Source organism: Anaeromyxobacter sp. Red801, from assembly GCF_049201065.2.
In the GTDB taxonomy this organism is placed as follows: Bacteria; Myxococcota; Myxococcia; order Myxococcales; family Anaeromyxobacteraceae; genus Anaeromyxobacter.
In genome coordinates this window covers 1524199-1548445 of record NZ_CM181236.1, presented here as the reverse complement: position 1 = coordinate 1548445, position 24247 = coordinate 1524199, and the positions used below count along the sequence as shown (strand labels likewise).

At 76.3% G+C, this 24247-nt stretch carries 22 protein-coding genes; 3 read left to right on the top strand and 19 right to left on the bottom strand.

All coding sequences use genetic code 11. The annotated features are described in order from the left end of the window. Nucleotide 1: 1 nt before the first annotated feature. The 3 genes from ACOQFB_RS07000 to ACOQFB_RS06990 form a co-directional block, all read right to left on the bottom strand. Nucleotides 2-1066: a PhoH family protein gene (locus ACOQFB_RS07000; protein ID WP_059437785.1), complete on the bottom strand. Its 1065-nt coding sequence runs from the start codon at nucleotides 1064-1066 to the stop codon at nucleotides 2-4. A gap of 109 nt (nucleotides 1067-1175) precedes the next feature. Continuing rightward, complete coding sequence (locus ACOQFB_RS06995; protein ID WP_059437784.1) at nucleotides 1176-2372, bottom strand: DUF4388 domain-containing protein; 1197 nt, start codon at nucleotides 2370-2372, stop codon at nucleotides 1176-1178. Nucleotides 2373-2375: 3 nt separating this feature from the next. Further along, the gene (locus ACOQFB_RS06990) at nucleotides 2376-4520 is read right to left on the bottom strand and encodes a tetratricopeptide repeat protein (RefSeq protein ID WP_494492514.1); all 2145 of its coding nucleotides are present in this window, start codon (nucleotides 4518-4520) and stop codon (nucleotides 2376-2378) included. Between the two features lie 49 nt (nucleotides 4521-4569). Here ACOQFB_RS06990 and mazG point away from each other — a divergent pair, with 49 nt between their 5' ends. Together mazG and rpsT are read left to right on the top strand one after the other, a co-directional pair. Then, on the top strand, nucleotides 4570-5427 hold the full coding sequence (gene mazG / locus ACOQFB_RS06985; protein WP_059439043.1) for a nucleoside triphosphate pyrophosphohydrolase: 858 nt from the start codon (nucleotides 4570-4572) through the stop codon (nucleotides 5425-5427). Nucleotides 5428-5897: 470 nt separating this feature from the next. Further along, nucleotides 5898-6173, top strand: a complete 276-nt coding sequence (gene rpsT / locus ACOQFB_RS06980; RefSeq protein ID WP_059439042.1) for a 30S ribosomal protein S20 — start codon at nucleotides 5898-5900, stop codon at nucleotides 6171-6173. A gap of 20 nt (nucleotides 6174-6193) precedes the next feature. On the opposite strand, the gene lptE is transcribed toward rpsT, so the two are convergent. Both lptE and leuS read right to left on the bottom strand, forming a co-directional pair. Continuing rightward, entirely contained in the window at nucleotides 6194-6733 is a 540-nt protein-coding gene (lptE, locus tag ACOQFB_RS06975; protein WP_421610642.1) for an LPS assembly lipoprotein LptE, read from the bottom strand. A gap of 1 nt (nucleotide 6734) precedes the next feature. After that, a complete protein-coding gene (leuS, locus tag ACOQFB_RS06970; protein WP_421610641.1) occupies nucleotides 6735-9233 on the bottom strand; it encodes a leucine--tRNA ligase in 2499 nt (832 codons plus the stop codon). Between the two features lie 97 nt (nucleotides 9234-9330). Between leuS and asnS the strand changes: the two genes are divergently transcribed. Then, nucleotides 9331-10635 carry an asparagine--tRNA ligase gene (gene asnS, locus ACOQFB_RS06965; RefSeq protein WP_059439039.1) on the top strand — a complete coding sequence of 435 codons (1305 nt, stop codon included), beginning with the start codon at nucleotides 9331-9333 and terminating at the stop codon, nucleotides 10633-10635. A 205-nt stretch (nucleotides 10636-10840) separates the two neighbouring features. Here asnS and ACOQFB_RS06960 read toward each other — a convergent pair whose 3' ends face one another. Genes ACOQFB_RS06960 through ribD form a run of 14 tightly spaced genes read right to left on the bottom strand, consistent with a single transcriptional unit; the run spans nucleotide 10841 to nucleotide 24241 of the window. Then, nucleotides 10841-11227: a response regulator gene (locus ACOQFB_RS06960; protein ID WP_421610640.1), complete on the bottom strand. Its 387-nt coding sequence runs from the start codon at nucleotides 11225-11227 to the stop codon at nucleotides 10841-10843. Next, nucleotides 11224-12276: a chemotaxis-specific protein-glutamate methyltransferase CheB gene (cheB, locus tag ACOQFB_RS06955; RefSeq protein WP_421610639.1), complete on the bottom strand. Its 1053-nt coding sequence runs from the start codon at nucleotides 12274-12276 to the stop codon at nucleotides 11224-11226. The genes ACOQFB_RS06960 and cheB overlap by 4 nt, the downstream gene beginning before the upstream one ends. After that, entirely contained in the window at nucleotides 12273-13136 is an 864-nt protein-coding gene (locus ACOQFB_RS06950) for a CheR family methyltransferase (protein WP_421610638.1), read from the bottom strand. Before ACOQFB_RS06950 ends, cheB begins: the two co-directional genes overlap by 4 nt. Nucleotides 13137-13142: 6 nt before the next feature. Then, nucleotides 13143-15203 (bottom strand): HEAT repeat domain-containing protein, encoded by a 2061-nt coding sequence (locus ACOQFB_RS06945; protein WP_494492513.1) that lies wholly within the window; start codon nucleotides 15201-15203, stop codon nucleotides 13143-13145. Next, nucleotides 15200-15739: a chemotaxis protein CheW gene (locus tag ACOQFB_RS06940; RefSeq protein ID WP_421610636.1), complete on the bottom strand. Its 540-nt coding sequence runs from the start codon at nucleotides 15737-15739 to the stop codon at nucleotides 15200-15202. Before ACOQFB_RS06940 ends, ACOQFB_RS06945 begins: the two co-directional genes overlap by 4 nt. Then, the gene (locus tag ACOQFB_RS06935) at nucleotides 15726-16643 is read right to left on the bottom strand and encodes a chemotaxis protein CheW (protein ID WP_421610635.1); all 918 of its coding nucleotides are present in this window, start codon (nucleotides 16641-16643) and stop codon (nucleotides 15726-15728) included. The genes ACOQFB_RS06940 and ACOQFB_RS06935 overlap by 14 nt, the downstream gene beginning before the upstream one ends. A 13-nt stretch (nucleotides 16644-16656) precedes the next feature. Continuing rightward, the gene (locus tag ACOQFB_RS06930) at nucleotides 16657-17481 is read right to left on the bottom strand and encodes an ExeA family protein (RefSeq protein ID WP_011421787.1); all 825 of its coding nucleotides are present in this window, start codon (nucleotides 17479-17481) and stop codon (nucleotides 16657-16659) included. 4 nt (nucleotides 17482-17485) lie between these two features. Then, nucleotides 17486-19549 (bottom strand): chemotaxis protein CheA, encoded by a 2064-nt coding sequence (locus ACOQFB_RS06925; protein WP_421610634.1) that lies wholly within the window; start codon nucleotides 19547-19549, stop codon nucleotides 17486-17488. A gap of 32 nt (nucleotides 19550-19581) precedes the next feature. Beyond that, nucleotides 19582-20160, bottom strand: coding sequence for a peptidase M17 (locus ACOQFB_RS06920; RefSeq protein WP_059439215.1), 579 nt, complete (start codon nucleotides 20158-20160; stop codon nucleotides 19582-19584). A 10-nt stretch (nucleotides 20161-20170) separates the two neighbouring features. After that, nucleotides 20171-20599, bottom strand: coding sequence for a transcription antitermination factor NusB (gene nusB / locus ACOQFB_RS06915; protein WP_011421790.1), 429 nt, complete (start codon nucleotides 20597-20599; stop codon nucleotides 20171-20173). 2 nt (nucleotides 20600-20601) lie between these two features. Then, on the bottom strand, nucleotides 20602-21090 hold the full coding sequence (gene ribH, locus ACOQFB_RS06910) for a 6,7-dimethyl-8-ribityllumazine synthase (protein WP_059439214.1): 489 nt from the start codon (nucleotides 21088-21090) through the stop codon (nucleotides 20602-20604). After that, nucleotides 21087-22412 carry a bifunctional 3,4-dihydroxy-2-butanone-4-phosphate synthase/GTP cyclohydrolase II gene (locus ACOQFB_RS06905; RefSeq protein ID WP_059439213.1) on the bottom strand — a complete coding sequence of 442 codons (1326 nt, stop codon included), beginning with the start codon at nucleotides 22410-22412 and terminating at the stop codon, nucleotides 21087-21089. Before ACOQFB_RS06905 ends, ribH begins: the two co-directional genes overlap by 4 nt. Continuing rightward, nucleotides 22409-23056 carry a riboflavin synthase gene (locus ACOQFB_RS06900; RefSeq protein ID WP_421610633.1) on the bottom strand — a complete coding sequence of 216 codons (648 nt, stop codon included), beginning with the start codon at nucleotides 23054-23056 and terminating at the stop codon, nucleotides 22409-22411. Before ACOQFB_RS06900 ends, ACOQFB_RS06905 begins: the two co-directional genes overlap by 4 nt. Before the next feature lie 12 nt (nucleotides 23057-23068). Beyond that, nucleotides 23069-24241 carry a bifunctional diaminohydroxyphosphoribosylaminopyrimidine deaminase/5-amino-6-(5-phosphoribosylamino)uracil reductase RibD gene (ribD, locus tag ACOQFB_RS06895; protein WP_421610632.1) on the bottom strand — a complete coding sequence of 391 codons (1173 nt, stop codon included), beginning with the start codon at nucleotides 24239-24241 and terminating at the stop codon, nucleotides 23069-23071. Between the last annotated feature and the right edge of the window lie 6 nt (nucleotides 24242-24247).

Here is a 24247-nt window from a genome sequence, read left to right as displayed (position 1 = left end):
GCTACCCTTCCGCGCCGGGCTCGCCGGTCTCCGGGCCCGCCCCCCCGCCCTGCCGGCCCTTCTCCGTCCGGGCGGCCTCGGTGCGGGCGCGCCGCTCGGCCTCGAAGGCGTCATAGGCCCGGACCACCTCCTGGACCAGCGGGTGCCGGACCACGTCCACCTCGGAGAACATGCAGAACGCGACGCCCTCGACGCCGCGGAGGACCTTTTGCACCTCGATCAGGCCCGACCCGCGGCCGCTCGGCAGGTCCACCTGCGTCACGTCGCCGGTGACGACCGCCTTCGAGCCGTAGCCGAGCCGCGTCAGGAACATCTTCATCTGCTCGGCGGTGGTGTTCTGGGCCTCGTCGAGGATGATGAACGCGTCGTTGAGCGTGCGGCCGCGCATGAACGCGAGCGGCGCCACCTCCACGGTGCCGCGCTCGATGAAGGCGGTCGCCTTCTCGTAGTCCACCATGTCGAAGAGCGCGTCGTGCAGCGGGCGCAGGTACGGGTTCACCTTCTCGGCGATGTCGCCGGGCAGGAACCCGAGCCGCTCGCCCGCCTCGACCGCGGGGCGCGTCAGCACGATCCGCTTCACCCGCCGCTCGACCAGGTACGCCACCGCCATCGCCATGGCGAGGTACGTCTTGCCGGTGCCGGCGGGCCCCACGCCGAACACGATGTCGTCGTCGCGGATGGCCTGGATGTACCGCTTCTGCGCCAGCCCCTTGGGCGTGATGATGCGGTGCCGCGAGGAAACGAACACCGTGTCGCCGAAGATCTCCTTCAGCGGCACGCCCTGGCCGGCGAGCTTCGTCGCCTGGTCCACGTCCTCGAGGTACAGCGGGTACCCCGCCTCGACGAGCTCGTAGAGCTCCTTCACCAGCGACTCGGCGAGGCGCACCCGCGCCTCCTCGGGCGCGGCGATGACCACCTGGCCGCCGCGCAGCCCGAGCTGGACCCCGAGCCGGCGCTCCACGAGCTTGAGGTGCTCGTTGTGCGCGCCGCACAGGGCGCGGACCTTGTCGTTGTCGGGAAACTCGAGCCTGGCCGTCTTGAGGGGTTCCGCCGCGCTTTGACCCAAGGACGCTCCTTGCGTTGTCCGTAGCCGCCGTCCGTCCGGACGGCGGTCGCCCCGCCGGGGCACTCATAATCTACGCCCGGGCGCGCGGCAGGGGAGGATGGGCGCGGCCCTACTCCACCGGAGGCAGGAGCACGAAGCGCCCCTCCTGCGTGCGCCGGTAGTGGTAGGGCTCGGCCCAGGGGTGGCGCAGGTCGCGCGCGTCCACCAGCCCCGCCTCCACCAGCGCGCCGAGCGCCGCCGGGTACTCGCCCTTCTCGAGGCGGTACACCTCGAGCGCGCCGCGCAGCCGCTCGAGCTGGTAGCGCGCGAGGAACCGCTCCGCGGCGTTGTCCCGCACGCGCGCCGCGCCGGGCGGCTCGCCCCACGCCAGGCCGCGCTCGTCCACCCAGTACGCGATCCCCGCCAGCGCCGCGGCGATCGCGACCGTCGCCAGCACGCTCAGCGCGCCGGCCCGGAGCCGCGCCTGCCAGTCCTGCGCGTACGCGCCGACCGCCGCCTTGGCCCGGCTGGCCGGGGCGACCGCCTCGAGGTAGCCGAGGTTGAGCAGGTTCGTGAGCGCCTTGCAGGTCTCGAACTCGCCCAGGCGCGAGAGGTCCACGAGCCGCTCGACCGTGCGCCCCGGGATCGCGAGCGCGAACACCCGCCGCTCGTTCGCGCCGAGCGAGGCGAACTCGCCGCGGCGCTCGGTGGGCTCCTCGCCGAGCGCGTCGAACGCGTCGTCCACGTCGTCGCCGCCCCGCTTCGGCGCGGCGGGCGCGTCCGGGTCGAGCGCCCGGCGGCGCTCGAACGTCATGGCGGTGGACGGGATCCGCTTGCGGATCATCGGCCACTCGTCCACCCGGCGGAAGCCCTCCATCAGCACCGACTCGGCGCGGAGCGGCGAGACGGTCTCGCGGTCCCACTCCACCTCGCCCGGCTCGAACGCGTACGTCCCGCTCTTCCAGCGGAAGAGCTGGTAGACGGTCTCGGTGGTCTGCAGCGCCGTCATCTCGCGCAGGTCCTGCTGCGAGACGAAGCCCAGCTCCACCAGGATGTCGCCCAGGCGCCGGAGCGTGCGCTTCTGGACCTCCAGCGCCTGCTCCAGCTCCTCCTTGGAGATCACCTCGGCGCGCACCAGCATGTTGCCGAGCCGCTCGCGCGCCTTGCGCCCGGCCGACTCGGCCCGGACCACGTTGCCGTCGGCGAGCGCGATGTGGATCTCGTCGTCGCGCGACTCGAGGTGCAGCACGCCGCTCTTGGCCTGCTGCCCGATGAGCTGGAGGATCTCCGCGATCCCGAAGTCCTTGAGCGTGCCGGTGAGCGCCATCGGTCAGCTCCGGGTCCGGCGGAACGCGTCGCGCAGCGCGAGCGCCCAGGCGAGCACGCCCAGGGGGACGGCCACGGCGAGCTTGCCCGCGAGCACGTAGGGCGAGGGGTACGGCGGCGGCATGATCCCGCGCCAGAGGCCGACGACGAACAGCGGGAAGAGGACCGCCGCGAGCAGGAGCGCGCCGCGCACCGGGGCGCCGGCGAGGACCTGCGCCGCGCCCGCGCCCGCCACCGAGAGCGCGCGGGTGACGAGCCGCGCCAGCCGCTCGTGGCGGCGGACCTGCGCCTCCTTCCGCAGCCGGTCGCGCGCGTCCACCACGCCCTTGCGCGCGAACACGTTCACGCACTGGCCGCACTCCTCGCCCTCGCCGCCGTCGCAGCGCCGGCAGGCCGGCCGCCCGCAGCGGGCGCAGGCGCGGGACGGACCGAGCCGGCGGAGCACGAGGGCGTACGCCCAGAGCGCCGCGAGGAACCCCGCGCCGCCCCACGGCCAGGCCTCGGCCGGCAGCGCGCCCATCAGCCGGGCGCGGACCCAGCGCCGCACCGCCTCCGGCGTCCCGTCGCTGGTGGCGAGCGCCGCGATGCGCGCCGGCGGGACCGGGACGTCCACGAGGTAGTGGTTGGCGGTGAAGTCGTCGTCCGACCCGTGGCGCCGGAGGTACTCGCCGGCCTCGTGCTCGGCCTTGTCGCGCGCGGCCGCGCTCTTGTCCATCTCGGAGGTGCGCAGGTAGAGCTTGGAGAGGCCGTAGTGCGCGGCGCCCAGCACCACCAGGTCGCCGCCGGCCTGGTCCTGCGCGGCGAGGTAGGCGGCCTTCGCGCCGTCCAGGTCGCCCTGCAGGAACAGCACGTTGCCGACGTTCACCGAGAGCTCCGGCGCGCGCGGGTCGGCCGCGGCGGCCTCGCGGTACAGGCGCAGGGCGCGGTCGAGGTCGCCGCGCCGCTTGGCGTGCCGGCCCAGCGCGGCCAGCACCGGCCCGGGCGCGGGCGACTCCGGCGCCCACGCCTCCAGCCGGGCCGCCTCCGCGTCGCTCACCGCGCCGTGCTCGAGCTCGTGGACGCGCTCGGCCACGCTCCCGGTCCAGGCGGTGAGCCGCGCCACCTCGCCGGCGGCCCAGGGCATGGCGAGCACCGCGCCGAGCGCGGCGGTCACCACCAGCCGCTCGCGGTTCGCGAGGTACGGCCAGGCCACCAGCGCCGCGGCCGCCAGCACCGCCGCGGTCCCGAGCCCGAACGCCAGGGGCATGGCGAGCAGCACCAGGGCCAGGAAGCCGGTCTGCACCGGCGCCGAGCCGCGCAGCAGGGGCAGGTGGTGGAAGTCGTGCAGGAACAGCCGGAGGGACCGGGCGAGCAGCACCAGCACCACCGCGGCGGCGGCGGCGAGCACGGCGGCGAACGCCGCGGCGAACAGGTCGCCCTGGAACGCGCGCGCGGTGTGCGGCTCGCGGGCGGCGGCCGAGAGCGCGTCGCCGAGCGCGGCCAGCACCGGGCCGGGCCGGCCGGGCTCGCGGGCGAACAGCGCGCGGGCGCGGGCGAGGTGGCCGTCGGGCAGGTCGGGCGCGAGGGCGCTGGCGGCCTCGGCGCGCGCCAGCGCCTCGGCCGGCAGGTTCGCGGCGAGCGCGCGGCGCGACTCTCGCACCTCGGCCACGGCCATGGGGACCAGGTTCTCGATGGCGAGATCGCGCTGGGCGGCGAGCAGCGCCCGCTGCGCGGCGTCGGCGCGCGCCGGGTCGGCCTCGCGGAGCGCGCCCCGCCGGTCGGACCAGGCCGCGAGCAGGCCGTCCCAGGTCGCGCGGACCGGCGCGATGGGCCGGGCCAGCGCGGGCGACGCGGCGGCCGGCGCGGGCGCGGAGGGGGCGGCGGCGGGGGCCGTCCCGGGCGCGCCGTCGGGCGGCGCGGCGTCCGCCGCGGGCGCGGCCTCGCGGACGGGAGGGGCGGCCTCGCGCACCGCGGCGGCGGACGTGGGCGCAGGTGCGGGCGCCGGCGCGGCGGGCGCCTGCGCGGGCGGCTGCGGCTCGGGCGCGGCCTCGTCGCCGTCCTCGACCATCCGCGGCGCGGCCACCTGCGCGCGGACGCGCGCCGGCGCGGCCGCGGCCATCGCGGCCAGCACGGCGAGGAGGATCGGGAGGGCGGCACCGCGGGTGGACACGCGAGAACGGGATGCTAGCACGCCCGGTCCCGCGCTAAGAAGACGAACCATGTCGCGCGCCGCCGAGGCCATCGATCGCCTGCTCTCCATCATGGAGCGCCTGCGCGCCCCGGGGGGCTGCCCCTGGGACCGCGAGCAGACGCTCCACACGCTGCGCCCGTACGTGCTGGAGGAGACGTACGAGGTCCTGGAGGCCATCGACGCGGGCGACGTCCGCGAGCACCGCGAGGAGCTGGGCGACCTGCTGCTGCAGATCGTCTTCCAGGCGCAGCTCCGCCGCGAGGAGGGCGCGTTCGAGTTCGCCGACGTGGCGAACGCCATCTCCGACAAGCTGGTCTCGCGCCACCCGCACGTGTTCGGCGACGCGCAGGTGAAGGACGCCGAGGGCGTGCTGCGGCAGTGGGCGGCGCTGAAGCGCGAGGAGAAGAGGGCGAAGGGCGCCGGGCACAGCGTGCTGGAGGGCGTGCCGCGCGAGATGCCGGCGCTGGCGCGGGCCGACCGGCTCACCGAGAAGGCGAGCCGCATCGGGTTCGACTGGCCCGACGCGGCCGGCGCGCGGGAGAAGGTGCGCGAGGAGCTCGCCGAGCTGGACGAGGCGGTCGCCGGCGGCGACGGCGCGGCCATCGAGCACGAGCTGGGCGACGCGCTGTTCGCGCTCGCGAACTACGCCCGCAAGCTCGGGATCCCGCCCGAGGAGGCGCTCCGGGGCAGCGTGGCCCGCTTCATCGCGCGGTTCGAGCACGTCGAGCGCGAGCTGGCGCGTCGCGGGGTGCCCCACGGGAGTGCCACGCTGGCGGAGATGGACGCGCTCTGGGACGAGGCGAAGGAGCTCGAGCGTCAAGCGAAATCGCCCGGCACCGCCCCATCGGCAGGTTCTCCACCGGGTTTGGGGAAAGATGGTGGATAAGTCTGTGGGCAGGACGCCTCGACGCAGGGAATTCACCCGATCGGCACGTGGCGCCGCGTTCCGCAGCACCGAAATTCCTCAGTGAATTCGGCGTGCTCACCTTCCCCTTCCCCCGAGATGTCCACATCGCGGCCGGCGCCCCCCCGCACTCCACGTCTCCCCGCCCCCGCCGGTGGATAACTCCGCGACCCACCCCGGATTCGGAGCCGTGCGCCGCGCGGCCCTCCGAGGCACGGGGCGCGGGAACCCTTGAGCCACAAGGCCCGCCGGGGGGCGTGCGCGGCGAGGCCGCTCCGCTCTAGGGCGCGCCGAGCACGTGCCGCGCACGGCCGCGCGCCGTGGGCGCCGGCGGGGCACCGTGCGCGAGGGCGCGCGGGTCCGCCGGACCGCACCGGGCTCATAACCCCTTGACGCGGCTCGCGATGGGCGATAGAAGCGCGCCCTCTTATTCAACCCGACGGAGAAGTCACTTGGCGAACACCGCATCGGCCGAGAAGCGCAACCGCCAGGCGCAGAAGCGCCGGGCCCGCAACGTCCAGGTCCGCACCGGCGTGAAGTCCGCAGTGAAGAAGCTGCGGGAGGCGATCGCGAAGGGCGATGCGGCCGCCACGCAGGCCGCGCTGAAGTCCGCCGAGAAGACCATCGGCAAGGCCGCCTCGAAGGGCGTGCTGCACAAGAACGCCGCCTCGCGGAAGATCTCGCGCCTGGCGAAGGCCGCGGCGAAGCCGGCCGCCGCCGCGAAGTAGCCCCCCTCCCCGCCCGGACGTCAGCGCCCCGCCGCGCCCTGCGCGGCCGGGGCGCGCGCGTCCCGGTCCTCGAACGCCTCGAGGATCTCGCGCGCCGCGTCCGCCGCCAGGCGGCGCAGCTCGAGCGCGCGCCGGCCCTCGGTCTCGAGCGGATCCGCGCCGCCCAGGTGATCGCCCTCCCGGCGGACCGAGAGCGAGCCGACCACCTTCCCCTCGGAGACGAGGCGCGCGCGCGCGGTCAGCACCACGTGGAAGGTCGAGCCGGTGACGGACGAGGGCAGGCCCTCGCCCGCGCCCACCTCGCCCTCGATGGCCACCGGCGCGTCCGGGCCGGCCGACGCCCCGCGCCGCGCCAGCTCCTCGCGCAGCGCCGCGGTGAGCGCGGCGCCCAGCTCCGGATCGCTCGACAGGTTCTGGAACGCGCGCACGTGCACGCGCTCCGCGCCGCCGCGCGCGCGGTAGGCGTGGGAGAAGCCGTACCCGCAGCCCGCGGCCGCTAGCGCCGCCAGCGCGGCGAGCAGCGCGGCGAGGGACCTGCGGGCGTCTCGGGGGCGCCGCACGTCAGGCCACCACGAAGTTGACGAGGCGCTTCGGCACGAAGACCACCTTGCGGACGGTCTTCCCGGCCAGGTGGATCTTCACCTTCTCGTCGGCCTCGGCGAGCGCGCGGACCTCCGCCTCGCCCGCCGCGGCCGGCGCCTGCACCTCGCCGCGGAGCTTCCCGTTCACCTGGACCGCGATGGTCACGGTGTCCGCCACGATCAGCGCCGGGTCGAACGGCGGCCAGGGCGCGTCGGCGACCAGGCGGTCGCGCGCGACCGGGCCCATCACCTCGTGCCACAGCTCCTCGGCCACGTGCGGCGCGAACGGCGCCAGCAGCGTGGCGAGGGCGAGCAGCGCCTCGCGCACCGCGGCCCGGTCCGGCTCGGAGGCCGGCTCGAACGCGTACAGCGCGTTCACCAGCTCCATGAGCGCGGCGATGCTGGTGTTGAACTTGAGGTCGGCCTCGAGCCCCTCGGTGACGCGCTTGATGGTCCGGTGGGTGCGCCGGCGCAGCTCGAGCGCCTCGCCGGCCGCCTCGGCGAGCGCGGCGTCCGACGCGTCGAAGCAGGCCTGGCGCGCGTGGTAGATGCGCCACACGCGCGCCAGGAAGCGGAACAGGCCGTCCACCTGCTCGTCGGACCAGTCGATGTCCTTCTCCGGCGGCGCGGCGAACAGCATGAACATGCGCACCGTGTCGGCGCCGAACCGCGACACCATGCCGCCCGGCGCCACCACGTTGCCCCAGCGCTTCGACATCTTGCGCCCGTCGGGCCCGTTCACGATGCCCTGGGTGACCAGCCGGCGCACCGGCTCGTCCTCGTGCACCAGCCCGAGCTCGTGCATCACCCGGTGCCAGAAGCGGAAGTAGAGCAGGTGCATCACGGCGTGCTCGGGGCCGCCAACGTACACGTCCACCGGCAGCCAGCGCCGGGCGGCCTCGGGGTCGAACGGCCGCGCCTCGTCCTTCGGCGAGAGGTAGCGCGCGTAGTACCAGGACGAGTCCACGAACGTGTCCATGGTCTCCACCTCGCGCCGCGCCGGCTTGCCGCAGCGCGGGCAGGTGGTGTTCACGAACGACGCCACCTTGGCGAGCGGCGGCTCGCCGGTGCCGGTGATGATCGCCTCCGCCGGCAGCACCACCGGCAGGTCCTGCTCCGGCACCGGCACCATCCCGTGCTCGTCGCAGTAGACGATCGGGATGGGCGTGCCCCAGTAGCGCTGGCGCGAGAAGCCCCAGTCGCGGAGGTGCCACCGCACCGTCCCCTGGCCGAAGCCCTGCTCCGCGGCGTGCGCGGACATGCGCGGCCTCGCCTCGGCCGAGGCGAGGCCGGTGAACGGGCCGGAGCCCTCCAGGACGCCGTCCTCGGTGGCGGCCCGCTCGAGCGCGTCGCCCGGCGGGAGGCGCGCGCCCTGGGCCGGCTGGATGACCACGCGCACCGGCAGCCCGTACTTCCGCGCGAACTCGAAGTCGCGCTGGTCGTGCGCCGGGACGCTCATCACCGCGCCGGTGCCGTACTCGGCCAGCACGAAGTTCGCGATCCAGATCGGCACCTGCTCGCCGGTGAACGGGTTCACCGCGAACGCGCCGGTGAACACGCCCTCCTTCGGCGCGCCCTCCCCGGTGCGCTCCACCGCGTCGGTCTTGCGCATGCGCGCGACGAACGCGTCCACCTCGGCGCGGCGGTCCGGCGCGGTGACCTGCGCGACCAGCGGGTGCTCCGGCGCCAGCACCACGTAGGTGCAGCCGTAGATCGTGTCGACGCGGGTGGTGAACACCTTCACCGCGGCGCCGCCGGCGGCGAGCGCGAAGTCCACCTCGGCGCCCTCGCTCTTGCCGATCCAGTTGCGCTGCATGGTGGTGACGCGGTCCGGCCAGTCCTTCAGGCCGTCCAGCCCGTCGAGCAGCTGCTGGGCGTAGGCGGTGATGCGGAACGCCCACTCCGGGTGGATCTTCTCGACCACCGGCGAGCCGCAGCGCTCACAGCGGTTGTCGTCCACCACCTGCTCGTTCGCGATGACCGTCTGGCACCCGGTGCACCAGTTCACCTTGCCCTGGCGCCGGTAGGCGATGCCCTTCTCCAGCATCTTCAGGAAGAACCACTGGTTCCAGCGGTAGTAGGACGCGTCGGCGGTGACCAGCTCGCGGTCCCAGTCGAAGCTGTAGCCGAGCCGCTTCATCTCGGCGCGGAACGAGACCACGTTCTCGCGCGTCCGCTCCGCCGGGTGCCGGCCGTCCTTGATGGCGGCGTTCTCGGCCGGGAGGCCGAGGGCGTCGAAGCCGATCGGGTGCAGGACGTCGAACCCGCGCATCCGCAGGTGGCGCGCCAGGGCGTCGCCGATGGTGTACACGCGGGCGTGGCCCATGTGCATGGCGCCCGACGGATACGGGAACATCTCGAGGACGTAGCGGGTGTCGGCGTCCGGACGGCGGCCCGCCTTGAAGGCGCCCGCCTCCTCCCACCGGCGCTGCCAGCGGGGCTCGATCGACTGGGGCTCGTAACGCTCGTTCATCGACATAGGGGTGCGGATTCTAGCGGACGTCGCGGGTTTCGTCTGCTGAGCTATATTGCCCGCGCCACAGGCTCCCACTCCCATCCAGCACCGGGGTCACCGCATGTACCCGCCCGTCCACGTCGCCGACATCGCCCAGCACGAGGGGAAGGAGGTCACGCTCCACGGCTGGCTCCACAACCGCCGCTCGTCGGGCAAGCTCCACTTCCTGCAGCTGCGCGACGGCACCGGCACCATCCAGTGCGTGGTGTTCAAGGGGAACGTGACGCCCGAGGTGTTCCAGGCCTCGGACCACCTCCCGCAGGAGACCAGCCTCAAGGTGACGGGCCTCGTGAAGAAGGACGAGCGCTCGCCCATCGGGTTCGAGCTGGACGTGCGCGACGTGCAGGTGGTGTCGCGCCCGGCCCAGGAGTTCCCCATCGGCCACAAGGAGCACGGGGTCGCGTTCCTGATGGAGCAGCGGCACCTGTGGCTCCGCTCGCAGCGCCAGCAGGCGATCCTGCGCGTCCGCCACACCGTCGAGAAGGCCATCCGCGACTTCTTCGACCAGCGCGGCTTCACGCTGGTGGACGCGCCCATCTTCACGCCGTCCGCCTGCGAGGGGACCTCCACGCTGTTCGAGGTCCCCTACTTCGACCTCGGCAAGGCCTACCTGACGCAGTCCGGCCAGCTCTACATGGAGGCCGCGGCCATGGCGCTCGGGAAGGTCTACTGCTTCGGCCCGACCTTCCGCGCCGAGAAGTCCAAGACGCGCCGCCACCTGACCGAGTTCTGGATGGTCGAGCCGGAGGTCGCGTACATGGACCTCGACGGCGACATGGAGCTGATGGAGCAGTTCGTGTCGTACGTGGTGCAGACCGCGCTGGAGAAGCACCGCGCCGAGCTCGCCACCGTCCTGGAGCGCGACGTCACCCTGCTCGAGAAGGTGAAGCCGCCGTTCCCGCGCATCACCTACACCGAGGCGGTCGAGGTCATCCAGAAGGCCGGCCACCCGATGAAGTGGGGCGACGACATCGGGGGCGACGAGGAGACGGTGGTCGCGAAGCAGTTCGACCGCCCGGTGATGGTGCACCGCTACCCGGCCGAGATGAAGGCGTTCTACTTCAAGAAGGACCCGACCGATCCCCGGGTCGCGCTCGGCTGCGACGTGCTCGCGCCGGAGGGCTACGGCGAGATCATCGGCGGCGGCCAGCGCGAGGACGATCTCGCCACGCTGGAGGCGGCCATCGAACACCACGAGCTGCCGAAGCAGGCCTTCGAGTGGTACCTCGACCTGCGCCGCTACGGCACCGTCCCGCACGCCGGCTTCGGCATGGGCGTGGAGCGCTGCGTGGCCTGGATCTGCGGCCTCCACCACGTCCGCGAGACCATCCCGTTCGCGCGCATGATGGAGCGCATCACGCCCTGAGCGACGATCCGCGGGCCGCGACCCGGTCGCGGCCCGCGGGGTCGCTCAGGGCAAGATCTGGACGGGGCTGCGCCCCGCCCCACGGAGCGGAGCTCCGCGGGGCCCCACCCTGCTCCGCGGGGCCCGTGACCTCGCGCGCCCGCCTTCGCGGGCTCGCGCGAGGTCCCCGCGGGCGCGCCTGACGGCGCGCGATCTGGCGCCGGCCTCAGGCCGCGCCGAGCAGGCGGCGCACCGCCTCGACCACCTGGTGGGCCTGCACCGGCTTCACCAGGTAGTCGTTCGCGCCGAGGCCGAGCGCGCGGCGGCGGTCCACCTCGCCGGCCTCGGTGGTGACCACCAGGATCGGCACGGCGCGGTGCGCCCCGCCGGCGCGGACCAGCGACACGAGCTTCAGGCCGTCGAGCACCGGCATGTTGATGTCGGTGAGCAGCACGTCGAAGCGGGCCGCGGCCAGCTTGCGCCAGGCGTCGGCGCCGTCGATCGCCTCGGTGGTGCTGATCCCGCCGGCGCGCTGCAGCGCCCAGCAGAGCTGCCGGCGCACGGCGCTGCTGTCGTCGACGACCAGGGCGTGGCGCAGCGGGTGCGGGGTCATGGCGCTCGGGCGTCGCGGGCGAACTCGACGAGGCGCGCGGTCAGGGCGTCCAGCCCGAGCAGCGCGTCCACGGCGCCGGTCTCGGCCGCCGCCTGCGGCATCCCGTATACCACGGCGGTCTCCTCGGACTCGGCGAGCGTGAGCCCGCCGGCGGCCTTCACCGCGGCCATCCCGTCGCGCCCGTCGGTGCCCATCCCGGTGAGGAGCGCGGCGCAGGCGCGCGGCCCGAGCACCCGCGCCGCCGAGCGGAAGAGCCGGTCGATGGACGGGCAGTGGCGCGCGCCCGGTCCCGGCGCGCCGGGCGGCAGCACCGCGGCGCGCAGCACGCCGTCGGCGCCGCGCGCCAGCTCCAGGTGGTGCCCGCCGGGCGCCACCAGCGCGCGCCCCGCGACCACCAGGTCGCCGTCCACCGCCTCCACCACGCTGAAGTGCGAGCCGCGGGCGAGCCGCTCCGCGAACGCGCCGGTGAACCGCTCGGGCATGTGCTGCGCGACCAGCACCGCCAGCGGGAGCTCGCCGGGGAGCGCCGCGAGCAGTCGCTGCAGGGCGGAGGGGCCACCGGTGGACGCGCCCACCACCGCCACGCGGCCCGGCTCGAGCTCGCGGGCGTCCAGCGCCCGGGCCCCGGCCGAGAGGTTCTGGATGCGCAGCGCGCGCACGGTGGCGCACTTCTCCAGCAGCTCCTCGCGGACCGGGGCGAGCCCGCCGCGCTCCGGCCTCGCCACGAAGTCGAGCGCCCCCAGCTCGAGCGCCTTGAACACGTCCGCGCGCCGCGACTGCGACGAGAGCACCACCACCGGCGTGGGGCGGCGCGCCATCAGGAGCCGCAGGAAGGTGAAGCCGTCCATGCGCGGCATCTGCAGGTCCAGCACCACCACGTCCGGCGCGAGCCGGAGCGCCTCGGCCAGCCCCTGCTCGCCGTCGGCGGCGGTGCCGGCCACCACCAGCCCGTCGCCCCCGTGGAGCATGCGCGCCAGCTCGTCCCGGCTGGCGGCCGAGTCGTCCACCACCAGCACGCGCAGGGTGCGCCGGCGCCCCTCGCCGCTCACGGCGCGCCCCCGGCCGCCGGCTTGCGGTAGACGAGGTCCGCCCGGAGCTGGACCAGCTCGAAGTCGGCGGTCACGTTGATGAGCGACTCCGAGTGGCCGAGCAGCAGCCAGCCCCCGGCCCGCAGCTTCGCGTGGAACGCGCGCAGCGCGCGCCGGCGCGCCTCCAGGTCGAAGTAGATCATGACGTTCCGGCAGAACACCGCGTCCAGCGGCGGCGCCGCCGCGAGCGCGTCCGGCGCCACCAGGTTGTCGCGGTGGAACCGGACCAGCTGGCGGAGCCCCTCGTCCACCACCCACTTGCCGCCGCGCAGGTGGAACCAGCGCCGCATCGGCGCCGACTCGGGCGCGCGGAACGCGTGCTCCCCGTAGCTCCCGGCCCGCCCCTGCGCGACGCACCGGCGGGAGAGGTCGCACGCCGCGATCTCCACGTCCCACCCGGTGAACAGCCCCGAGTCGCGCACCAGCACCGCGATGGTCCACGCCTCCTCCCCGGTGCTGCAGCCGGCGGAGAGGATGCGCAGCCGGCGCTCCGGCGCGAGCGAGGCCGCCAGGGCGGGCAGGATCTCGTCCGCGAACGCCCGCAGCTGGCGCGCCTCGCGGAAGAAGTACGTCTCGTTGGTGGTGAGGAGGTCGAGCGCCTCGGCCAGCTCCGCGCCGCCCCGCGGATCGAACCGGAGGTGGCGGTGGTAGGCGGAGAAGTCGCGGAGCCCGAGCGCCTCCAGCCGCGGGCCCAGGCGGCGCTCCAGCAGCCGGCGGTGGTCCTCGCGGAAGGCGATCCCGCAGTGCGCCTGGATGAGCTCGCGCAGCAGCCGGAACTGCTCCTCGGTCATGGCCGGCGGCGGGGGCCCGTGGCTCCACATGCGCGCCTACCCGGCCCCGAGCGCGCGCGCCGCGTCGGCGAACGCGCGTGCCACCAGCGGATCCGGGTCGCCGGCGGCGAGCCGGGCGGCGTCCGGGGCGAGCGCGGGGTCGCCGCGCACCGCCATGGCGACGGCGGCGGCGCGCCGCACGTCCCAGCGCGCGCTCCCCGCCGCCTCGCGCAGCAGCCGCGCGCCCTCGGGTCCCGCCAGCCGCGCGGCCGCCGCGACGCCCTCCTTCGCGACCTCCGGATCCGCGTGCCGGACCGCCGCCGCGACCAGGTCGGCCGGGGGCGCGCCCAGGCCCACCAGCGCGTGCAGCGCCGCCACCACCACCGCGGGCGGGCTGGCCGGGTCGCGCCCCAGCGCCGCGAGCGCCGGCGCCTGCTCGGCGGCGCCCGCCGCGCCCAGCGCCTCCGCGGCCGCCGCCCGCACCGCCGGCTCCGCGTCGCCGAGCGCCGCCGCGAGCGCGTCGCGCACCGCCGGCACGGCGCCGCCCCCGGCGCGCACCACCTCCGCGCAGCCCGCGGCCGCCGCGGCGCGGACCTGCCAGTCTCCGTCGCGGAGCACCGCCGCGAGCTCGGCGAGCACGCTCGCGGCCGGCGCCGCGCCCCGGCGTCCGAGCGCCGCCAGCGCGGCCGCCGCGGCGGCGCGCCCGGCAGGCGCGGCCCCGCGGAGCCCCTCGGACACCCGCGGCAGGTCCTCCGCCTCGCCCAGCGCGCCCAGGATGCGGTACAGCGCCGGCGAGGCGCCCACCGCCGCGCGCGCGCGCGCCACCGCGCGCACCGCCGCCGCGGCGGCGGCCGACTGGTGCCCGATGCGCGCGAGCGCGTTCGCGGCCATGCCCGCGACCGCCGGGTCGTCGTCGCCGAGCAGCCCCGCCAGCGGCGCCACCGCGCGCGCGTCCCCCAGGCGCCCCAGGGCCGCGACCGCCTCGGCCTGCAGGAAGCCGCCCGGGTCGCTCGCCTCGCGCACCACGGTCTCCAGCGCCGCCGGGCTGCCCAGGCGCGCCAGCACCGCCAGCGCCGTGAGGCGGCCCACCGGCCCCTGGCTGCCGAGCGCCTCGGCCAGCGCGGTGCGCAGCTCGGCGCCGGCCGGGAGCCGCTCGAGCGCGTCCTCGACCAGCGGGCGGAGGCGCTCGTCCTCGGCGGCGCGCAGCAGCGCCCCCACGTGCCGCGCCCCGCCCAGCCACCCGAGCGCCGCGATCGCGCCCAGGGTCGCGATGGGATCGTCGCCGCCGATCACCGCCGCGCACGCGTCCGCCACCCCGGAGTCGCGCGCGCCCACCTCCTCCACCGCGCCGGCCAGCACGGCCAGCGCGCCCGGGGCGTCGCGGGCCACCTGCAGGCCCACCCCGGCCAGCGCCGCCTGCCGCGCGCCGCGCGCCGGCTCCGCCAGGCCCCGCGCCAGGAGCCGCAGCCCCTCGGGCTCGTCGCACGCGCCCAGCGCGCGGTACGCGGGACGGCGGAGCGCCGGGTCGGCGAGGATCCCGGCCACCAGGGCCGCCGGCGGGCAGGCCCGCAGGTCGCCGAGCGCCTCCAGCGCGGCGAGCCGCAGCGTCGCGTCGTCGGACGCGAGCGCCGCGGTGAGGGCGCCCGCCGCCTCGGTCCCCCCGATCCGGCCGAGCGCCTCGGCCGCCGCGCCGCGGACGTTCGGATCGGCGTCGGCGAGCCGGGCCGCCAGCGCGGGCACCGCGCGGCGATCGCCGATCGCGCCCAGCACGCCCGCCGCCGCCTGCCGCAGGTCGGCGTCGGCGCCGCCGAGCCGCTCCAGGACCGCGGGGACCGCCGCGCCCCCCAGGCGCTGCAGCGCCGCCGCGGCGGCCTCGCGCGCACCCACGGTGGCGCCACCGCCCAGCGCCTCGAGCAGGCCGGGCAGCGCCGGCGCGGCGTCGCGGAGGGCGCCCAGCCGCTCCACGGCGGCGGCGCGGACGCGCCAGCTCGCGTCCGCGAGCGCGTCGAGCAGCACCGCGAGGTCGGCCGGCGCGGCGGGATCCAGCTCGCCGGTGGCGCGGTAGCGGAGCTCCTCGTCGCCGGAGCGGACCCGGCTGCGCGCGTCGGGAGGGGTCATGCGCGCCTCGAGGCCTCGGCCTGCGCCCGGGCGGCGGCCGCCTCGCCCGGCACCACCGGGTCGAGCAGGGCCTTCACGTCCAGCAGGAGGCGGAGCCGCGCCGGGCCGCCCCGCCGGCCGCCGGGCCGCCCGTCGCCGCCGCACACGCCCAGGAAGAACCGCGGGCCGCCGTCCGCCACCAGCGCCGGGGCCGGCCGGAGCGCATGGCGCGGGAGGCGCAGCACCTCGCAGACCTCGTCCACCACCAGCCCGATGCGCCGCCGGGCCACGTTCACCACGAGGAAGCGCGTGCGCCGGGTCGGCGGGCCGATCGGGAGCCCGAAGCGGCGGCGGACGTCCACCACCGGGATCACCTCGCCGCGCAGGTGGAACACGCCCTCGACGAACGCGGGCGCGCGGGGCACCGGGGTGACGGGCTGCGGGTGGATGATCTCGCGGACCCGCATGATGTCGATGGCGTAGTCCTCGCCGCCGACGCGGAAGGTGCAGAGCTGGACCCGCGCGCCCTCCGGCGCGGCCGCCTCAGGCGCCCCCACCCTGCCCCCCCTCGGCGCGGCGCGGCGGCGCCAGCGAGCGGCGCACCAGCGCGGCGGGATCGATGACGGTGAACAGCCGGTCGCGCTCGCGCCCGATCCCCAGCAGGCACTCCGCCGCGTCGCCCCCGATGCCCTGCGGGCACGGCTCCAGGCTGCCGGCGGGCAGCCGGACCACGCTCGAGATCGCGTCCACCCGGAAGCCGCAGGGCCCGTCGCCCGCGTCCACGATGACGAGGCGCCAGGCGTCCTCGCCCGCGTCGGCGGGCGCCGGCAGCCCGAGCCGCGCCCGGGGGTCGATCACCGCCACCACGCGGCCGCGCACCGTCACCACGCCCAGCACCGGCGCCGGCGCGCGCGGCACCTCGGTGAGCGGCGGGGGGCGCAGCACCTCCTGCACGCGCTCCACCGGTACGGCGTACTCCTCGTCGCCGAGCGCGAACGTGAGGAACTCGTCGAGCCGCACCTGCCCCGGCTCGAGCGGCGCCTGCGCGCCGTCCGCGGCCCAGCCCAGCTCCGGCAGCTCCGGCGCCTCCTCGTCCGCGCGGTAGAAGAACCCGTCGAGCGGATCGCGGGCGGCCGGCGCGGAGGGCGGGCGCGCCTCGACGAGGGGCGCGAGGAGCGGCGACGCGGGCGCCGCCGGGTCGCGGCCGCGCGCGGCGGGCAGCGCGGAGGGATCGATGGGGACGGGGGGCGGCTCGCCCGGGCGCCAGGTGGTGAAGCGCGCCGGATCCGGCTCGGGCATCGCCTGGACGCGCCCGGCGAGCGCGGCGGCGGCGGTGGACGCGGCCCCGGGCGCCGCGTCCGCGGGCGGCTCCGGCGCCGGCCCGGCGGCGGAGGGCGGCTGGGCCGCGGCGCGCGCGGCGGCCCGCTCCCTCGCCTTCTTCCGGATCTCCAGGAAGTCCATCGCCGGGGGCACTCTACCCCGGCCGTCCCGGCGTTCCCAGATACGCGGCGATATCGGCCGCCGCCGCCTCGACCACCTCGGCGCCGATCGTCTCCACCTCGCGCGCGAAGCCCTCCAGCAGCGCGCTGGCGGCGACCTGGTTCACGCGCCGAGGCAGGCCGCCGCTCAGCCGGTGGACCGCCGCCACCGCGGCCGGCTCGAACAGCGGGTCGGTCCGGCCGGCCACCGCCAGCCGGTGCTCCAGGTACCGGCCGGTCTCGGGCGCGTCGAGCGCGCCGAGGTGGTAGGCCACCCCGACCCGCTGCAGGAACGCCTCGCCGCCGCGGGCGCGCAGCCGGTCGCGCAGCTCCGGCTGGCCCACCAGCACCAGGCCCACCAGCGCCCGGTCGTCGGCGCACAGGTTCGTGAGGAGCCGCAGCTCGTCGAACGCGGCGCGGGCCGAGAGGAGCTGCGCCTCGTCCACCACGACGACCGCGAAGCGGCCGTCGGCGTCGAGCCGCGCCACGTGCTCGGCGAGCGCTGAGAACGCGTCCGCCTTCCGCCGCGCCGGCGGCAGCCCGAAGCCCTCGGCGATGGCGCCGAGGAGCTGCGCGGCCGGGAGCGCCGGGTGGACCACGAAGCTGAACCGGCAGCGGTCCGCGAACGCGTCCACCAGCGCGCGCGACAGCGTCGTCTTGCCCGCGCCCACCTCGCCGGTGAGCACCGCCAGCTCGCGCTCCTCGAGCGCGTGCGAGAGCCGCGCGAGCGCCTCGGCGTGCTGGCGCGAGGGGAACAGGAACGCCGGATCCGGCGTCTTGGAGAACGGCTTGCGGGCGAGGCGGAAGTGCTCGAGGTACATCCGGCTAGCCCGCCGCCTCGCGGGGCTCCCCCGAGACCACGTCCTCGATGATGGCGCCGACGTCCAGCACCAGCACGGTGCGGCGGCTGCCCAGGTCGGTCGCGCCGGCGATGCCGCGCACGCCCTGCAGCACCGCGCCGAGCGGCTTCACCACCACGTCCTGCTGCCCGACCACCGCGTCCACCGCCACGCCCAGCCGCTCCTGCGCCAGCCCCACCACCACCACGAACAGCCGCTCCGGCGCGCCGGCGCCGGGCAGCCCGAAGAAGCCGGACAGCCGCACCAGCGGCAGCGTCGCGCCGCGGACGGTGACGACCTCGCGGGTGGAGAGCGTGCGCACGTCGGCGGCGCGGACCTCCAGGATCTCGAGCACGCTGTTGAGCGGCACCGCGTAGGTGCGGCCCGCCACCCAGACCACCAGGGCGCGCACGATGGCGAGCGTCACCGGCAGGGTGATCTCGAAGCGCGTGCCGCGCCCGCGCTCGGTGTGCAGGTCGATGATGCCGGACAGCGCGGCGACGTTGCTCTTCACCACGTCCATGCCCACGCCGCGGCCCGAGAGGCTGGTGACCTGGCGCGCGGTGGAGAACCCGGGCACGAAGATGAGGTTCATCAGCTCGCGGCGGGACAGCGCGCCGACGTCGCCGGCGGCCGCCAGCCCGCGCTGCACCGCGACCTCCCGGATCCGGTCCTCGTCGATGCCGGCGCCGTCGTCCTCCACCACGATCCGGACCTTGTTGCCCTGCTGCGTCGCCTCCAGCCGCACGGTGCCGAGCGGCGGCTTCCCGGCGCGGGCGCGCCGCTCGGGCGCCTCGATCCCGTGGTCGATGGCGTTGCGGATGAGGTGCATGAGCGGGTCGGAGAGGTCCTCGACGATGAGCTTGTCGAGCTCGACCTCGCCCCCCGAGACCCGGAGGTCGATGTCCTTGCCGACCTCGCGCGCCAGCTTGCGCACCATCCGCGAGAGCTTGTCGAACACCTGCTCCAGCGGGACCATGCGCACCTCGAGGATGCCGGCCTGCAGCTCCTCCAGGCGGCGCTCCAGGGTGCGGTTGGTGCGCTGCAGCTCCGCGGCGACGGCGGGGTCGCGCCCCTCGGCGCGGAGCCGCTCGGCGAGCGCGACCAGGCTCGTCTTGACCAGCACCAGCTCGCCCACGGCGGTCATGAGCCGATCGAGCTTGTGGATGTCGACGCGCACCGCCTGCGAGGCGGAGCGCAGCGACGCGGCCTCGTCGCCGGGCGGCTCGGGCGCCGGGGAGAGCGCGGGCCCGCCGGCGGGGCGGCGGGGCGGCTCGGCGCGCGCGGCGGCGGGCGGCGCCTCGACGCGCGGCACCGCCTCGACCGCGGCGGCCGGGCCCGCCTCGCGGCGGATCGCGTCGAGCGGCTCCTTCGAGGCGAACAGCAGCTCGAACGCGATGGACTGCGGGTCCCGGACGTCCGAGGACGGGAGCGTCGAGACCACCTCGCCGAGCCGCTTCAGCCGGCCGCTCAGCGCCGCCAGGTCGCGGTCGAACCCGTCCAGCTCGAAGCTCACCTTCACCCGGTGCAGCGCCAGCCCCTTGGCGAGGTTGGCGCGCAGCCGGTGCTCCTCGTACTCGGTGAGGATGTCCCGGACCTCGGGGCCGAGCGCCACCGTCGCGAGCGGGTCGGCGGCGCGGGCCGGCGGCGGCGCCTCGCCGGCCCGGAGGCGGTCGGTGAGCCGGGCCGCGGCGTCGGTGCTCGCCGGCGGCGCGCCCGCGGCCTCCTCCGCCACGATGCGCGAGAGCACCTCCGGCGCCTCGAGCAGCAGGTCGACCGCGGCGCGATCCAGCCCGCGCCGGCCCAGCCGCACCTCGTCGAGCAGGTCCTCGAGCGCGTGCGCCAGCCGGGTCAGGCGCTCCACGCCGAACATGGAGGACAGGCCCTTCAGCGTGTGGGCGGCGCGGAAGACGCCGTTCAGGAGCTCCGGGTCCGGATCCTCGTGCCCGCCCGCCTCGAGCCGCATGAGCCCGTGGCCGAGCGCGTCGATGGTCTCCTGGGCCTCGGAGACGAACTCGGCGAGCGCCTTCTGGGATCGGTCGGCCGGCATGGGCGGCGCGGAGGCGCGCCCCCGCGGCCGGGTCAGCGTACCACGCCGCCGACGTGCGGCAAGGCGCGGCCCCGGGACGGCATCTCCACGCGGGAGGGGGGCGCCACCACCTCCACGTCGAGCCCCATGGCGTTGCGGGCGGCGGTCAGGTCGCGCTGCAGCGCGCGCGGCTCGCCCAGCAGCACCTGCCGGCGCACCGGCCGGAGCGTGCTGGCCTCGAGCCACAGCCGCGCCGCCAGCCCCGGCTCGCCGGCGAACGGCGGGAACGACGAGGCGAACGCCTCGCTCCCGGCGCGGGCCATGGCGGTGCAGGCGCGGCGCGCGGCGCCCAGGAACGCGTCGGGCGCGAGCGGCACGGCGGGCAGGCCGAAGCAGAAGACGCGCGCCGGGCGGATGCGGCCGCCGGACGGGACGAGCAGCGCCTCCTCGGGCGCGGCCTCGAACAGCCCGCCGCGGATCACGCGCGAGACCGCGCCGCACATCCGCCAGTCCACGAAGCCGGCCAGCCCCTGGAGCGGCCGCTCCGGCCCGACGAAGACGCACAGCGCGTCCACGTCGAGCGCGTCGATGGCCTGCAGCCCCAGCTCCGCCACCTCGATCTTGAGCGTCACGCCTCGCCCCTCACCGCTCGCCGCGGCGCGCGGGCGGGAGGCCGCTCGCCACCTTGTCGAGGACGCCGTTCACGAACGCGCCCGAGCTCTCGGACCCGTACTTCTTCCCCAGCTCGATGGCCTCGTTGATGACCACCTTGACCGGCACGTCGGTGCGCAGCAGCTCGAACACCGCCAGCCGCAGCACGTTCCGGTCCACCTTGGCCATCCGGTCGAGCCGCCAGTTGGTGGAGACCGCCTCGATGGCCTCGTCCACCGCGCGCCGGTGCTGGGCCACGCCGCGCACCAGCCCCTCGGCCAGGTCCATCACCTCGCGCTCGACCGGCTCGAAGCTCTTCCAGAAGCGGGAGAGCGCGTCGTCGATGCCCTCGGCCGCCACGTCGATCTGGTAGAGCGCCTGCAGCGCGCGCTCGCGGGCCCTGGTCCGCCGGGACGTCACCGTCACTCCGCCTTCCGCGCGGGGGCGCGCGCGATCGCGCGCAGCACGTTGGCCTGCTCCACGGCCGCGGCCGCGGCCTCGGCGCCCTTGTTGCCCGCCTTCACGCCGGCGCGCTCCAGGGCCTGCTCCATGCTGTCGCAGGTGAGCACGCCCATGGCGACCGCGCAGCCGGCCTCCATGGCGACGTGGGCGACGCCCTTCGTCACCTCCGCCGACACGTACTCGAAGTGCGGCGTGCCGCCCCGGATCACCGCGCCGAGCGCGACCACCGCGTCGTAGCGGCCGGTGGCCACCACCCGGCGCAGGATCGCGGGCAGCTCGAACGTGCCCGGGCAGCGGAACACGTCGATGTCGCCGTCGGCGACGCCGTGCCGCCGGAGCGCGTCGGCCGCGCCCACCAGGAGCTGCTCGGTGACGAGCGAGTTGAAGCGCGCCACCACCAGCGCGGCCTTGAGGCCGGTGCCGACCAGCGAGCCTTCGTAGACGTTCATCGCCTTCCCTTTCCCTTCCTGGACGCGGGGGCCGGGCGCCGCCGCTTGGCGGCCCGCGCCGGGGCCGCCGGCGCGCGCGCCACCGCCGCCGCGACCGGCGCCAGCGTGAGCAGGTGGCCCATCTTGTCCCGCTTGGTGATGAGGTACGCGCGGTTCCGGCGCGTCGCCGGCATCTCGATCGGCACCCGCTCCACCACCTCGAGGCCGTAGCCCTCGAGGCCGATGATCTTCTTCGGGTTGTTGGTGAGCAGCCGCATCTTGCGCACGCCCAGGTCGCGGAGGATCTGGGCGCCGATGCCGTAGTCCCGCAGGTCCGGCTTGAAGCCGAGGCGCACGTTCGCCTCGGCGGTGTCGTACCCCTCGTCCTGCAGGTTGTACGCCTTCAGCTTGTTCGCCAGGCCGATGCCCCTGCCCTCCTGGTCGAGGTAGAGCAGCACGCCCTTGCCGGCCCGGTCGATCTGGTCCAGCGCGGCGTGGAGCTGCGGGCCGCAGTCGCACCGCTCGCTGCCGAAGACGTCGCCGGTGAGGCACTTCGAGTGGACCCGGACCAGCACCGCCTCGTTGGACCGCCACTTGCCCTTCACCAGCGCCACGTGCTGGTGCCGGTCCACGTCGTTCTCGTAGGCGACCGCGCGGTACTCGCCGTGCTCGGTGGGCAGCGGCGCCTCGGCCGCGCGCCGCACCAGCGTGTCCTTCATCATCCGGTACGAGATGAGATCGGCGACCGAGACGATGGGCAGGTCGTGCGCCCGGGAGAGCTTCTCCAGCTCGGGCATGCGCGCCATGGTGCCGTCGTCGTTCATCACCTCGCAGATGACGCCGGCCGGCTTCAGGCCGGCGAGGCGGGCGAGGTCCACCGAGCCCTCGGTCTGGCCGGCGCGCACCAGCACGCCGCCCTTCCGGGCGCGCAGCGGGAACACGTGGCCCGGCCGCGCCAGGTCCTCGGGGCGGCAGCCGTCGGCGACCGCGGTGAGGATGGTGTGGGCGCGGTCCTTGGCGCTGATGCCGGTGCTGACGCCCTGGCGCGCCTCGATCGACACGGTGAACGCGGTGCCGAAGCCGGAGGTGTTCGCCGTCTCGTCCACCATGAGCGGGAGGCGCAGCTGCCGCACCTTCTCCTCGGTGAGGGACAGGCAGACCAGGCCGCGCCCGTAGCGGGCCATGAAGTTCACCGCCGCCGGGGTGACCTTCTCCGCGGCGAGGCACAGGTCGCCCTCGTTCTCGCGGTCCTCGTCGTCGGTCAGGATCACCATCTTGCCGGCGCGGAGGTAGGCGATGGCCTTCTCCACCCGGTCGACGGCGTGCTGCGCGTGCTCCGTCACGGCTTCTCCTCTGCTGCGTATCCCCAGCGCGCCAGGTCTCCCGCGCCGACGCCCTCGAACGCCCGCAGGCGCGCCACGTGGCGCGCCAGCACGTCGGCCTCGAGGTTCACCTTCGTGCCCGCCGCGGCCTGGCCCAGCGTGGTGCGGGCCAGGGTCTCCGGGATGAGCGCGAGCTCGAACCGGTCCCGGGCGGCCGCCGCCACGGTGAGCGACACCCCGTCCACCGCGATGGAGCCCTTCTCCGCCACGAGCGGCGCGATGGCGGCCGGCAGCGAGACGGTGAGGCGCGCGCCCTGCCCCTCCGGGACCCGGCGGAGCACCTCGCCCACCGCGTCCACGTGGCCCTGCACCAGGTGGCCCCCGAGCCGCTCGCCCACGGCGAGCGCGCGCTCCAGGTTGACCTTCGTGCCCGGCCGCCAGCCGCCGACGGTGGTCCGCGAGAGGGTCTCGGGGACCGCGTCGAACGACACCAGGCCGCCGCCGCGCTCGACCACCGTGAGGCACGCGCCGGAGCAGGCGATGCTCTCGCCCAGCACCAGCTCGTCCACCGGCAGCCGCGCAGGGCGGAGCGTCAGGCGAGCGCCTCCCTGCCGGGGGACGATCCGCTCCACCACGCCGACGTCGGCGACGAGTCCGGTGAACATTTCGCGCGAATCCTAGCCTCGTTGCGGGTTTTTCGCCAACGCGGTGCGGCGCGCCGGGACGCCCGTCACGAGCACGTCGTCGCCCACCCGCTCGAACGCCACCTGCTCCAGCCGCAGCGCGTCGGCCATCCGCGCCGGCCCGCGGCCCGCCACGAGCGGCACGCCGTCGCCGCCCGCGATCTTGGGGGCGACGAAGACGGCCACCCGGTCCACCAGCCCCGCCTCGAGAAAGCGCGCGTGGACGTGCGCGCCGCCCTCCACCAGCAGGTGCGCGACGCCGCGGGCCGCGAGCTTCGCGAGCAGGTCGCGGAGGTCCACGCCGCCCTTCCCGCGGCGGCAGCGCAGCAGCTCCACGCCCGGCCCGTACGGCCGCGCCGGCGGGGGAGCCGCGTGCGCCACGAGCGTGGGCGCCGGGGAGCCGCCGCGGAACAGCGCCAGCGTCCGCGGCAGGGAGAGGTCGCTGTCCAGCACCACGCGGATCGGGTCGCGGCCGCCGCGCGGCAGGCGCGTGGTGAGCCGGGGGTCGTCGGCGCGGGCCGTCCCGGCGCCGACCAGCACCGCGTCCACCCGGTCGCGGAGCCGGTGCACCCAGGCGCGCGCCGCCTCCCCGCTCACCCAGCGCGCGTCGCCGGTGCGGGTGGCGATGCGGCCGTCGAGCGTCACCGCCGCCTTCAGCGTCACGAACGGCCGGCCCTCGGTGATGAACGTGAACCAGGGCGCGTTGAGGCGGTCGCAGTCCTCGCGCAGCACGCCCTTCACCACCGCCACGCCGTTCCGGCGCAGCCGGGCCATCCCGCGCCCGTTCACGAGCGGGTTCGGGTCGCTCGAGCCCACGAACACGCGGCGCACGCCGGCCTCGAGCAGCGCCACCGAGCAGGGCGGCGTCTTGCCGAAGTGGTCGCAGGGCTCGAGCGTGGTGTACACGTCCGCGCCGCGCGCCAGCGCGCCGGCGGCGCGGAGCGCCACCACCTCGGCGTGCGGCCCGCCGGCGCGCGCGTGGTGGCCGCGCCCGACCACCCGCCCGTCGCGGACCACCACCGCGCCCACCGCCGGGTTCGGGCTGGTGCGCCCCACCCCGCGCGACGCCTCGCGCAGCGCCAGGCGCATGAAGCGCTCCGCCTCCGCGCTGGCGACGGGCGCACGGGCGCCCGCCCGCCGCCCGGTCGGCGCCGCGCGCGCGGTCACCGCTCC

Excerpts from the sequence above, each read along its gene's own strand:
- ACOQFB_RS06995 (WP_059437784.1), bottom strand. The coding sequence starts at position 2,372 with ATGGCGCTCACCGGCACGCTCAAGGACTTCGGGATCGCGGAGATCCTC.
- ACOQFB_RS06935 (WP_421610635.1), bottom strand. The coding sequence starts at position 16,643 with ATGGACTTCCTGGAGATCCGGAAGAAGGCGAGGGAGCGGGCCGCCGCG.
- mazG (WP_059439043.1), top strand. The coding sequence starts at position 4,570 with ATGTCGCGCGCCGCCGAGGCCATCGATCGCCTGCTCTCCATCATGGAG.
- ACOQFB_RS06925 (WP_421610634.1), bottom strand. The coding sequence starts at position 19,549 with ATGCCGGCCGACCGATCCCAGAAGGCGCTCGCCGAGTTCGTCTCCGAG.
- ribH (WP_059439214.1), bottom strand. The coding sequence starts at position 21,090 with ATGAACGTCTACGAAGGCTCGCTGGTCGGCACCGGCCTCAAGGCCGCG.
- leuS (WP_421610641.1), bottom strand. The coding sequence starts at position 9,233 with ATGTCGATGAACGAGCGTTACGAGCCCCAGTCGATCGAGCCCCGCTGG.
- ACOQFB_RS06945 (WP_494492513.1), bottom strand. The coding sequence starts at position 15,203 with ATGACCCCTCCCGACGCGCGCAGCCGGGTCCGCTCCGGCGACGAGGAG.
- ACOQFB_RS06930 (WP_011421787.1), bottom strand. The coding sequence starts at position 17,481 with ATGTACCTCGAGCACTTCCGCCTCGCCCGCAAGCCGTTCTCCAAGACG.
- ACOQFB_RS06960 (WP_421610640.1), bottom strand. The coding sequence starts at position 11,227 with ATGACCCCGCACCCGCTGCGCCACGCCCTGGTCGTCGACGACAGCAGC.
- asnS (WP_059439039.1), top strand. The coding sequence starts at position 9,331 with ATGTACCCGCCCGTCCACGTCGCCGACATCGCCCAGCACGAGGGGAAG.
- ACOQFB_RS06950 (WP_421610638.1), bottom strand. The coding sequence starts at position 13,136 with ATGTGGAGCCACGGGCCCCCGCCGCCGGCCATGACCGAGGAGCAGTTC.
- ACOQFB_RS06900 (WP_421610633.1), bottom strand. The coding sequence starts at position 23,056 with ATGTTCACCGGACTCGTCGCCGACGTCGGCGTGGTGGAGCGGATCGTC.